The organism is Adlercreutzia sp. CNCM I-6216 (assembly GCF_977113345.1).
In genome coordinates, this window is the sequence record NZ_CDSBIE010000016.1 from 19,064 (window position 1) to 31,163 (window position 12,100).

Genomic DNA, 12,100 nt, shown 5'->3' on the forward strand with positions numbered 1-12,100 from the left:
TTAGGCCTTCTTGCCCTTGGGGAAGACCTTGACGCCCTGATTGTTTCTCCAGCCGTAGAGGAAGGCGGTGGCGACGAGCATGGCCACGGCGATGAGGCAGCAGACGATACCGGCGGCAACGCCTGCTCCCTGTATGACAAACATGGGGAGGAACGTCACCAGGGCGATGTCTATGAACGATACGAAGATCCAGGCGAATCCAGAATCTTCCAGCGCCGTGGTACGGAACTCAGGATCGACGACGCGCAACAGCAGCACGGCGATGCTCATAACGCCCGTTGACCAGCCCCAGATGAAGATGCCGCGCTCGACCCAGTGATCGGAGAAGAGATGTCGGGAGATGTAGAAGAAATAAAAAGCCACCAGTACAAAGCCGAGGAGACACAGCACGAGGATGATCGCCCAGTACTGCAGAACCACGTTGATGTTGATGGTCGCCACACCGAAGGCAACCAGATAATCGGTGGCGCAGCTGCCGATGCGGGACACGACGCGCTGGTCAACATAGCGGTCGAGTTTGATGAGCTTGAGAAGGGCGAACAGCGCGACGCCAACGAGGAGGGCAATGCCGTAAACAGGAACCGACACCTGCGGGAATAGGATCTTGAGGCCCGTATTGATGAGGTAGGCTCCGCCCACGGCAACCATGACGAGTGCCACATGCCACGCAAGGGGATCGATGGACATGGGGTTCACGGTGTTCTCTCCCATGGGGGTGCGATCCTTCTCGGGAACCAGGCCGACGCGAACCTCCTCGGGCATATCCTTTACCTTACGAATCTCGGTGGTCCAACCTTTGTTGGCGCAGTAGTTGATGGCGATGATGCCGCTGATGATGCCGCCGAGAAGGCCGAAGGTGGCGAAGGTCTGGCCCACCGTGGTAGCCTCGGCCCAGCCGCCCTCTTCGAACACTGATCCGATGGCGGCTGCCGTGCCGTGGCCGCCAACGAAGCCACCAGGCATGAGGATGGGGAACCATTCGGTTACACCCTGGAACACCGTGGCGATAAGGATGCCGCCGAGGATAAGCGCAATGCCGTACTGCAGGATTTCGGCGGCGCCGTTCAGCATGAAGGCGTCGCCTACTTGACGGAACATCTCTTTGAAGCTGCCCTGGCTGCGTCGGCCCAGGTAAAGAGTAGCGAACAGCACAGCGATGAGAATACCGGCGTAGCTGGAGGCCTGAGAGCTGAGAGGTACCCAATTCAGGCAGAAGGGTCCGAGAATAATGCCGATGAAGCCGGCGATCAGGGCTGAAGGGATAAAGAGGTTCTGCAGAAGCGGAACCCGAGTTCGGATGATTTTTCCGAGCACCAGCAGCGCCGACATGATGCACACGTCGAACGTCAAATCAAGAGCCGAGAATTCCATAGACCACCTTTCCTCGAATATGCGCACGCGGATAGATGGTCTCCGCGCAGTTCAGTGAGATGATTCTAGCACCTCACTGAACTGCGCTATGCTGGAAGGTAATAATTAGCCTCTCGGCGGTTGCTCGTTCCAAGGTTCGCGCAACAGCATCGGCTGGCCGTCGGGCGCCATGGCGTACACCGCCGGCGGGTACTCGATGAAGAACTGCGGCGTGAACGACATGGAGTAAGCGCCTGCATAGCGGATGACCACTGCATCTCCAACCCGAAGAGCCGGTTCGTCATGGGCTGTGAACAGGCGATCGCTGTCCATGCAAGTGTATCCGCAAATGATCTGGCGGGGCAACGTCTCTTGGGCGCCGGTCACCATTTCGTGGACGTAGGACGTCTTCTTCATCTCGTGGTCGATATTGATGCGCGACAACTCGGTGACCACGTAATGCTCGTCTACGATGTCCTTCACATCGATAACGCGGCCAACGTAGTAGCCTGGCGTGCACACCACCGCACCACCTGGTTCGACGAGGAGCTCAGTATGAGTTGGGTCGCAGGCGTCGCCGATGGCCTCTCGAATGGTGCGCACGTACTCATCATAGGCGCCGACATTGGCCGGGCCACCACCATAGAAGCCTCCACCGATGTCGAACCAGTCCAAATCGAGCTTGAACGAGCGGATGATCTCTACGGCGAAGTCGGCCAGCGTCCGGTACACCTTTTGAGAGCGGCTCAATGTAGTCACATGCATGTGGAGTCCGCGCAGCTCGATGCCCGGAATGCTTCGCAGCTCCTCGATGGCCCGTGCGAGCTCCCCGCCTTCAAAAGAGAAGCCAAAGCGGCCGTGGCGGTCGTCGGAGAGCGTCTCCCCGGGACAGTGCTTTTCAAGCAGGATGTTGGCGCGCAGGCCGACGCGAGCGCTCTTTCCCGATTCAGCGTACTCGCGCACCCACTCGATCTCTCGCTTCGAGTCGAGGTTCACATAGGAGCCCGCGTCCAGGGCGTAAAACAGCCAATCGCGGCCCTTGATCGGTCCATTGAAAACGATTTTATCGGGAGCGAAGCCGCACTGGAGGGCCCGTGCGTACTCTTCATTGGAAACGACTTCGGCATAACAACCTTCATCGCGGGCCACTTCCAGGATCCATGGAAAGGGGTTGGTTTTCACGGAGTAGGCGACGTTCGCGTAGGGCGACCAGTGATCCGCCAAGGCCCGGCGAAAGTCACTGAAGTTCTGGCGCAGCTCGGCCTCGTCAAACACGAAGCAGGGAGTCTGGAGGGAAGCAACATCGAAAGGAAGAGGCATGTCTATCGCCCCTCATAGCGCTCGGTAAAGAAGTCGGCGAAGCGATCGGCCTCCATCTCGGCCTTATAATCTTCGAGCATCTTCACGGGCGTGTAAACCGGCTCATAGCCCAAGTTAGCCCGTGCCTTATCCACGTTCATGCAGTAGTTCACGCAGTCGTGCTTTTCGGGACGGTAGCTGATATCCGACACGGCGTCGGGCTCGCAGAACACGTCCACGATGTTGTGAACCTGATCTTCGAGAGAGGTCAGCACGCCTGTGCCGACGTTATAGGTGCCGCTGGCCTCCTTAGGAGCGAATAGGGCTTTCTCGATCATCTGGCAGAAATCCTTCACGTAGATGAGGTCCATGCCCTTGGTGGGATCGCCCCAGATCTCCAACGGCTCGCCAGCCCGCGCCTTGTCGATCATCAGGCGATAGGAGCTTACGGCGGGCTTTCCGTCGTGGTAGAGGGTCTTGCTGTCGTGCATGAAGCAGTAGATATTCGGTAGGCGGAAGGCGAAGAAGCCCATGCCGTAAGCGGCTCGGTAGTGCCAACAAAGCTCCTCAGCGGCGATCTTCGTGATGGCGTACACGGCATGATCGCCGGTCATGGCTGGCTTGCGGGGCATGTCGTCGGCCAGCTCGATCATCTCGCCGAAATAACCGGTATAGTCGGAGATGGTTTGGGTGTACAGCACCCGATCAGCTCCTGCGGTGCGCGCGTACTCGAGCACGTTTAGCGTGCCCATGACATTGGCATCTACGTAACGGCGTGGGTCGTAGCCTTCCATGTAGGCCGGCAGCGCTCCAGCGAAGTGGACGACGGCATAAACATCCTGCTGCGGGAGTGCGGCGAACGACTTCTCGTCGGTGATGTCGGCCTGCACATAGCGCACCAGCGGCGCATAGCGGTCGAAGAACGCTATGTCGGAGCGCCCGCTTGCGATGACTTCCCACTCATCGGCCGACAGAAGGCGAGACAGATGATCTACCAGGTACAAGCCGAGGGTGCCCCCAGCACCGAAGATGACGATTTTCTTTCTCACGAGGTTTCCTTTCGAATGGTTGCGTCCGGTCTGCTTCTAGCGGTTGTCGATGGTCTCTTTGAGAACGTATTGCGGTGCATTGTTGATCGTCATGAACATGCGTCCGAGGTATTCCCCGATAATGCCCAGGAACAAGATGATGAGTCCCGAGCAAGTGAGCATGGTGGCCATGAGCGAGGGCCAGCCTGCCTGCATGCCGGGGTCGGCGAGACGCATGATGAAAACAATGAGGGCGGACACCAGGCCTATAACGCCGAGTGCTGCGCCCACCACTGCGGCAACGCGAAGAGGCGCCATCGAGAAGTTCAGCACGGTGGACCAGAGACGAATGAGCGACTTAAGGCTGTACCCCGATGTCCCCTGGGCCCGCTCGTAATGCTCTACCTTCACGTTTTTGATGTTCGCCGTGGCTCGGAACAGCAGACCTTGAATGTAGACGTAGGGCCCCTGGTACCGCACCACCTCGTCGCGGATGTGGCGACGGAATACAGCGAAGTTGCTGGAGTAGATCTCTTTGGGGCGATCGGTGAGCACGCGCATCGACCAAATGGTGAACTTCGATCCGAGCTCGCGCCACCAGGCTTCCTTGTGCTCGTCCCAGCAGGCGAACACGATGTCGCTGCCGTCCTCCATGGCGTCCAGCAACTTAACACATTGAGAGGGGTGGGTTTGCATGTCGTCGTCCATCAGCAAGATGAGGTCGCCTTCGGTCTTTCTCAGACCTGCCATGATAGCGTTGTGCTGGCCTGAGTTCTTCGCGCAGTTGATGCCGACCACATGGTCGTCCGCGGCGCAGAGCTGCTCGATGGCCGCGAAAGTGCCGTCCGTCGAGCCGTCGTTTACAAGGATGAATTCGTATTCGTATCCCGCTTTGACGAGTTCAGCTCGCGTTTGATCGACGACAGTACCGATCATTTTCTCCGAGTAGTAACAGGGGATAACTACCGAAACAAGCATAAAGCTCCTCCGTAAGCTTACGACATACCTAACGAGTACACAATGATACCGCCCACTATGAGTAGTAGCGCGATGGCTTTGTCTCTACCCAGCTTTTCTTTGAAAATCGTCACACCGAAGAACGTGATGTACAGGTAGGCGGTGGCCTCCAATATAGCGCCCATGGAAAGCGGCACTACCTTGTAGGCGAGGATGGTCATGAGTGTTGCCCCGAAGAAAAGGGCGTAGGCGGTAATAACCCAGGGATTGAGATACTCTTTCAGCGGGGTCTCGTACTGTCGCATGGCAGCCTTCTTCAGAAGAACCTGAGATACTGACGAGATGAGCACGCCGAGCAGGTAGACGCCGACATAAAGTTCGAGCATCGCTATTCACCGCCTAAGGGCGGGAGATTCCCCGGCGCATCGGTCGTCCACTGGTCGCCATCGATCGGATCGCCTGGCTTCTCCTCCTTGCCATCCGCCCGCGCGTAGAGCACCACGCCGACGATGACCATGGCCGCCCCCAAAATGTTCAAGGCGGAAACAGACTCCCCGAAAATGAAGAATCCCCATACCATGCCCCAGATTACCGTGACTGCTTTATTCGCGAACGCCATGGAGAGCGACAGGCGCTTGAGTATTTGCTGCCACCCGATGGCGTAGATGAAAAGAATGACGAGCATGCCACCGTACAGGAGGATAAACATCGGGCTCAAGAAGGGCTCGCGGGCCGCGTTCTTGCTGAAGATACCGGAAAGCGAATATACCAGCAGAAGCAGGTGCAGGGCGATGAGCGTCTTCGCCCTGCCGTCGGTTTTCTTGTGCGGGCTCATTGCTAGTGGGCCATCGGAGCGGTTCTAAGCAGCAGCTCGTTTCCGTCCGGGTCGAGCACCGATGCCCGACCCATGATGGTTCGAGAGAGGGAGTCGACACTTTCCCGCGATGGTCCGGCCACGTAATAGCGCACGACGTAGGGTTTGGCGCCCCGCTCATGGGAGATCGTGTCGCCTGTACGGTAATAGGGACGATACTCAACAACGCCGGGGAGTGCTCCGAGTTCATCGATGGACGAAGTGTCGGCCACCTCTCCGTCATGGCCGTGGAAATAGAGGCCGGCGGCATGGTTGGCGAACAAGGGGGAGTGAGCCAGCACGCGCTCCTTGGCCGCGGGTTGGTCGTACACGCAGTCGATCAACAGCTCTTCGACTGAGAGGCCGCTGCCCAAGGTGACGAGCTCGTGCTCGTAGCCGAAGATGCGTCCGGCCGCCTCGCACACGGCTAACCCCTCGCCTTCCCGATAGAACGCCTGAACGCAGAGGGGGCCGTTCTCAAGACCGACGTAACCGGCGATTTTGGTGGCGATGGAAGCGGCTTCGTCTTGCAGCTCAGCCGTGAGAGGGCTCGGGTAGGCGCACCGGACGACTTGGGGGATCTCGCCATCTTCGAAAGCGATTTTCTCGCGATCGGCAATGCTTATGATGTGGGCTTGCCCGTCCACGATCCAGGTCATGATGTTGAATTCTCGTCCGTCGTTGTACTCCTCGGCCATCAGATAGTCGAACGTGGATTGGGCTGCGGTCGATTGGAAGCGCTCGCGAACGTCCTCGATGGCGTTCGCGACGAACACTCCGTGGGAGCCGTAGCCGTTGACAGGCTTAATGACGCAAGGGAACGCCATGTCGGCGAAGTCTTCCTCTAGCGTATCGAGGCGAATCTTCTTGTAGCGAGGCGACGCGATGCCGAGCTCTTGGAACATCTGCTTCATAAGCGGCTTCTCCCGCAAGAGCTTTTCCCCTTTGGGCTTGAGGTAGGAGGGGAGGCCGGCGGCATCGGCGATATCGATCATGCACTCGGCCAGAAGGTCGGAGAACGACGCGATGATCCCGTCTGCCTGTTCCTTCCTGCAGATTTCCGCAATGGCGTCAGTGTGGCGGACGTCTTCCAGATAGGCCTTGTCGGCGTGGGCTTTGGCGGGACCGTCCTCGTAGCCATCGCAAACGATGGTGTAGATGCCCCTTTTTTTGGCACATTCGACAAGGTCGACGAACTCGTCCATCGATCCGAGAATGACCAAGCGGTGGTTTTCTTCGCTCATGACAAAAGCTCCTTAGCTGCGAACTCGTGCTTCAATGTGGTTGTCTGCTGTCCAGGTCCTACTGGCCTTGGGCGCGATACTTGGCTTCGGTGGCCTCTTTGGCGCCCTGCCACCAGCTGGGATTGTCGGTGTACCACTGGATGGTGCGGGCCAGTCCTTCGTCGAAGTTTGTGTGCTTGGGCGACCAGCCCAGTTCGCGGCGCAATTTCGTAGAATCGATGGCGTAGCGGCGGTCGTGACCCGGTCGGTCCTTTACCCAATCGAAATCGTCGGCGTCCTTGCCCATGGCGGTGAGGATAGCGCGCAAGACATCTATGTTGCTCCGCTCCCCGTCGGCTCCGATGAGATAAGTTTCCCCGATACGCCCTTGGGTGAGGATGGCCCAGACAGCGGAGGAGTGGTCTTCGGTGTGAATCCAGTCGCGGACGTTCTTGCCGTCTCCGTAGAGCTTCGGGCGGATGCCGCACAGAATGTTGGTGATCTGCCGAGGAATGAACTTCTCGATATGCTGGTAGGGTCCGTAGTTGTTCGAGCAGTTGGATATGGTGGCTTCCACGCCATAGGTGCGATGCCAGGCGCGGACGAGCATGTCGGAGGACGCCTTGGTGGAGCTGTAGGGGCTCGATGGGCGATAGGGCGTTTCCTCCGTGAATCGATTCGGGTCGTCCAAGGCCAAATCGCCATAGACTTCGTCGGTCGAGATGTGGTGAAAGCGCACGCCGTGGTTCCGAGCCGCCTGGAGAAGCGTGAAGGTGCCCTCGACGTTAGTGCGAAGGAAGGGGGTGGGATCGGCGATGGAATTGTCGTTGTGGCTCTCGGCGGCGAAATGGACGCAGGCGTCGGCTTCCGCAAAGAGGCGATCGACTAAGCCCGCATCGCAGATGTCGCCATGCACGAAGGTCATACGCTCCGGATCGCAGCCTGCGAGGTTCTCGCGGTTGCCCGCATAGGTGAGGGCGTCGAGCACCGTGACATGAGCATCGGGCTGGTTGTCGAGCACCCAATGCACGAAATTGGAGCCGATGAACCCGGCTCCTCCGGTGACGACGATGTGGTTGAATGGACTTGCCATGATCGGGCTGCTCCTTCGTGCCGCAGTGATACTTTCCTATAGTGTAAAGGATATTCTGGCTCTACGTTGACTTTAGGGAAAACGGGCACACTCCTTTTCAGCAAAAGGCCCTTGGGACCGTGATTCTGTAGCCCCCGTGCGTTTTCGCCGATTTTTTACGGGAAGTTGTCAGAAGCATGTGCATATTGTGAATGGACTGATAGAATCTGACATCTCATTTTGGGAAATGAAGCAGAAAACGGACAACATCCCAGGAGGTTGCACCATGGTCAATCGCTCGGTCGCCAAACGCGCGAAGCACGCCAAGCCCGCTTTGCGCAAAGGATATTGGGCGAAGTCGAGTTCCTCCGTGCTCGCCGTGGCCCTTGCCGCCAGCCTCGTGCCCGCCGTTCCGGCTCTGGGCGATGAGTTCGACGCCGATGTCTCCGACATCGAGGCGACCGAGCCCCCTGCATTCGATGCGCCGATTCCCACCGAGCCCTCGTCGACCGCTCCGGACGCGCTCGCCGAGCTCGAGGCGGGCGATAGGGCGACGTCGGTCGACAGCAAGTCTGATGCCGGCAATAAGGGAGCTCTCCCCGAAAGCGGTGGCGCAGAAGGCGTTGGGGATCGAACGTTCGGCGAGGTCGATGATGCGGGGTTTCGGGAAGGTCTTGGGGCGGAGGCGCTTGCCGCCGCCGAGGTACAGGAAGAATCTTCTGGACAAGGGAGTTCAACGACATGGGTTCCCGAGGGGCCTGAGAACAGTTGGCGTTACGAGGACGGTGTAGCGCTAGGCTCCCTTGCCGCCCCAGGCGCTCGAACGGCAAGCAGCACGACGCCGACTTGGACCTCATCGAACGGGGCCACCACCTATACTCTGGGCGGGAAGCGGGTTACGGTTTCCGGTGCCAAGGCCGTTGGCATCGATGTGTCGGTTCACCAGGGGAGTATTGACTGGGCCAAGGTGAAGGCCGCTGGCATTACGTTCGCTATCATAAGATGTGGTTACGGAAGCGACATCGAGGAGCAGGACGACAAATGCTTTCTTCAAAACGTTGAAGGCGCTCGCAAAAATGGTATTCAGATCGGCATCTACCTCTATTCCTACGCGAAGAAAGCGACAGGTTCAGCTCCAAGCGCTCAGAGTGAAGCTGAGCATGTTCTAAGATTATTGGACTCAGATCATGCGAACCTGAAACCGAGTGATTTGGCGTTGCCCATCTACTACGATCTCGAAGATGATAGCCAGCTGAGCTTGACTGATGCTCAGCGCGGCCAGCTTGCAGAAACATTTTGCAACAAGATTCAAGCTGCGGGATACAAAGTGGGTATTTACGCGAACAAGACTTGGTGGGAGAAATACCTGACAAGCCCCGTTTTCAACAATCGCTCCTGGAGCCGATGGATTGCACAATATCCCGGGAGCGCAATCGGCGCTCCTGACGTGACGTTCTCTTCCGATCTTTGGCAATTCACGGAGTCTGGCCAAGTGAGTGGCGTGTCTGGCAACTGCGATGTGAACTTCTCGTTCACATCGTTCTCCTCGACGCCCCAAGAGGTGGTGCTCACCGGCACGCCCAACACCTGGGCGTGGATGAACGGCTACGCCTACTATTACGGTTCCGATGGCAAGGCTGTGAAGTGGAGCCAGAAGATCGATGGGAAGTGGTATTACTTCGACGGCCAGTGCCGCATGAAGACCGGCTGGGTCACCTGGAGCGCCGACGGCACGAAGAGCTACTTCCAGCCCGGAGAGGACGGCAAGGCTGCCGCGCTGACCGGTTGGCACGAAATCGACGGAGAATGGTACTACTTCAACCCTTCCAACGGTATCAGCTTGCGATGGAGTCAGAAAATTAACGGAAACTGGTTCTATTTTAATGGTGAGTCTCAGATGGTGACTGGTTGGGTTACCTGGAGCGCCGACGGCACGAAGAGCTACTTCGATCCCAGCTCCGGTCGAGCGTGGTTGGGATGGCAGACTATTGGAAATAAGAAATACTACTTCAATCCCGCTAACGGCATCTCAAAGCGTTGGAGTCAGAAGATCGATGGATCGTGGTACTATTTCAATGGCGATAGCGTCATGGAGACTGGTTGGATCACCTGGAAGGATGGCACTAAGAGCTTCTTCGATTGGGATGGTAAAGCACTGCTCGGGTGGCGTAGCTTCCAAGGAAGGAAGTGCTACTTTGATCCTAATACCGGTATCTCACGTCGCTACAGCCAGAAGATCGATGGCGCGTGGTACTACTTCTCCAGCGACAGCTTTATGTTCACAGGGCTGCTCACATGGCATGCCGACGGGCTGAAAAGTTACTATGGATCAGACGGCAAGCTCCGTGTCGGCTGGCAGAACGTAAACGGGAAGCGTTATTACTTTGAGCAGTCTTCAGGCAAGAGCGTTCGTTGGAGCCAGTGGATAGACGGCTCGTTGTACTACTTCAACACCGATTCCGAGATGGTGACAGGGTGGGTGACGTGGAAGGCCGATGGCTCGAAGAGCTACTTCGATGGAAATGGCCGCGCGCTTATGGAGTGGCAAACCATAGGCGGTAAGACCTACTACTTTAATCCTTCCAATGGCCAGTCGTTGCGGGGTATGCAGGTCATCGACGGGCAGTCCTACTACTTCAATGAGCGCTCTGAGTTAGTAGGCGCCAAATCGGAGACCAAGACCGAGGCTACGGGCGTCTCGTTGGCTACTTTGGCGGCCAAAGAACTTAGGGCGTGTCCTTCTGCCCTGAAATATACCCAAGCTGATATTGTCGCATCTATGACGCCGACGAGCTGTGGAGCAGGTACGAGTGGATATTACCAATTCGCCCAGTTGAATCATGGCTATTCCGGTATGGTGTCGGCGGCTCAGTTAGATGCCTACATCGCCTCAACTGCAAATGGGCGAACCGGCACACTTGCGGGCAACGGAGAGGCGTTTGTGAACGCTGCGCGCCGTTACGGGGTCAACGAGGTGTATCTTTTGGCTCATGCGATCTTGGAGAGTGGATGGGGAACGTCTACGTTGGCCAAGGGCTATGTCTATGACGGAAAGACGCTAGTAGATGGCAAGACATGGCCGAAGGGAACGTATTACAATTTTTACGGGATCGGCGCTTATGATTCCAGTCCGCTGTCGGGAGGTCGAGCTTTGGCCATCAAGAATGGGTGGGATACTCCTGAGAAGGCAATCCACGGGGCGGCTCGCTGGATCGCCACCAACTATCTCAATAATGCGTTTAGTCAGAATACTCTTTATAAAATGCGATGGAATTACGTGGAGTATGCGCGTTATGGCTCGGTGGGTCACCAGTATGCGACTGATCGTGATTGGGCGACTAAAATTGGATCGCTTATGAATGCAATTTATGCCTCTGCCAGCGTGGGCCAGGCCAAGACGGGGTTGACATTTCTGGTGCCAAGCTATCGTTAGTCGCTCGGCATTCGAATGATGTATTGGGGTATACTGATATTTTGTCTAATGGTTTTGCGTAGGAGGATGTACCAGCATGAAGAAACGGGAACGGGGCGCTTTGTCGTTTCGGGTGCGTAAAGTGACGAGTCTTTTTTTAGCCGGCTTGCTCTGCTTTTCGATGCCTGCAATGGCTTACGCCGCGGAAACGAATGGGGAGGAGCAGGCCGAGGCGCAGCCTTCTGAGGCTGTCATGGGGGACAAGCCGGTCGATGGCGATGCTCTCGCTATCGGTACCGAAGAGGCGGATGCTGCTGAATTCGGTGGTGCGGTGTCAGTCCGGCCAGAGATTCAGTCTGAAGACGCTGGTGCGGAGAACGCCGCCGGTGGCGCCGAAGATTCTGACGATGTCGTTCCGGACGAGCGAGAGAGGAGCCTTCTTGCGGAAGGCTCCTCTTTCCGCTATGAGTATGCCGACGGATCTTTCGCTGTCGATGCCTGGGTGATTGTGGATGGTGCTCGCTACTATTTCGGTGCCGATGGCTTGGCGGTAGCCGGTCGTCAGAAAATCGAGGGTATCTGGTACTTTTTCGACGATGAGTGCCGTATGCAGACAGGATGGGTGACCTGGAAGAACGGAACCAAGAGCTTCTTCGACTGGGACGGCCGCGCCCTCACTGGCTGGCGCAGCTTCAACGGGGTGAAGTACTACTTCGACCCGTCCACGGCCATGAGCCTGCGATGGAGCCAGAAGCTGGACGGTCGCTGGTACTACTTCGACTCCGACTCGAAGATGGTCAAGGGCTGGGTGACCTGGAAGAACGGAACCAAGAGCTTCTTCGACTGGGACGGCCGCGCCCTCACTGGCTGGCGCAGCTTCAACGGGGTGAAGTACTACTTCGACCC

Annotated in this window: 10 protein-coding genes; 2 read left to right on the plus strand and 8 right to left on the minus strand. The window is 57.4% G+C overall.

The features are described 5' to 3' along the window. The 8 genes from ACYVRU_RS11065 to rfbB form a co-directional block, all read right to left on the minus strand. The gene (locus tag ACYVRU_RS11065; protein ID WP_452039516.1) at nt 1-1,371 is read right to left on the minus strand and encodes a sodium/glutamate symporter; all 1,371 of its coding nucleotides are present in this window, start codon (nt 1,369-1,371) and stop codon (nt 1-3) included. Between the two features lie 105 nt (nt 1,372-1,476). Continuing rightward, nucleotides 1,477-2,670 carry a type III PLP-dependent enzyme domain-containing protein gene (locus tag ACYVRU_RS11070; protein ID WP_417003679.1) on the minus strand — a complete coding sequence of 398 codons (1,194 nt, stop codon included), beginning with the start codon at nt 2,668-2,670 and terminating at the stop codon, nt 1,477-1,479. 2 nt (nt 2,671-2,672) lie between these two features. Beyond that, entirely contained in the window at nt 2,673-3,698 is a 1,026-nt protein-coding gene (locus ACYVRU_RS11075) for an NAD-dependent epimerase/dehydratase family protein (protein ID WP_173113623.1), read from the minus strand. Between the two features lie 36 nt (nt 3,699-3,734). Continuing rightward, nucleotides 3,735-4,655, minus strand: coding sequence for a glycosyltransferase family 2 protein (locus tag ACYVRU_RS11080; protein WP_173113620.1), 921 nt, complete (start codon nt 4,653-4,655; stop codon nt 3,735-3,737). Nucleotides 4,656-4,672: 17 nt separating this feature from the next. Next, nucleotides 4,673-5,020 (minus strand): multidrug ABC transporter, encoded by a 348-nt coding sequence (locus ACYVRU_RS11085; protein WP_114539817.1) that lies wholly within the window; start codon nt 5,018-5,020, stop codon nt 4,673-4,675. A 2-nt stretch (nt 5,021-5,022) separates the two neighbouring features. Next, nucleotides 5,023-5,469 carry a triose-phosphate transporter family protein gene (locus ACYVRU_RS11090; RefSeq protein ID WP_197745937.1) on the minus strand — a complete coding sequence of 149 codons (447 nt, stop codon included), beginning with the start codon at nt 5,467-5,469 and terminating at the stop codon, nt 5,023-5,025. Between the two features lie 2 nt (nt 5,470-5,471). Beyond that, a complete protein-coding gene (locus tag ACYVRU_RS11095; protein WP_173113617.1) occupies nt 5,472-6,731 on the minus strand; it encodes an ATP-grasp domain-containing protein in 1,260 nt (419 codons plus the stop codon). 58 nt (nt 6,732-6,789) lie between these two features. Next, nucleotides 6,790-7,803, minus strand: a complete 1,014-nt coding sequence (gene rfbB / locus ACYVRU_RS11100) for a dTDP-glucose 4,6-dehydratase (RefSeq protein ID WP_114539815.1) — start codon at nt 7,801-7,803, stop codon at nt 6,790-6,792. 265 nt (nt 7,804-8,068) lie between these two features. Between rfbB and ACYVRU_RS11105 the strand changes: the two genes are divergently transcribed. Continuing rightward, nucleotides 8,069-11,215 (plus strand): GH25 family lysozyme, encoded by a 3,147-nt coding sequence (locus tag ACYVRU_RS11105; RefSeq protein ID WP_173113615.1) that lies wholly within the window; start codon nt 8,069-8,071, stop codon nt 11,213-11,215. 76 nt (nt 11,216-11,291) lie between these two features. Next, nucleotides 11,292-12,100 (plus strand): N-acetylmuramoyl-L-alanine amidase family protein (locus tag ACYVRU_RS11110; protein ID WP_452039746.1); only part of this gene is annotated, 809 nt, incomplete at its 3' end.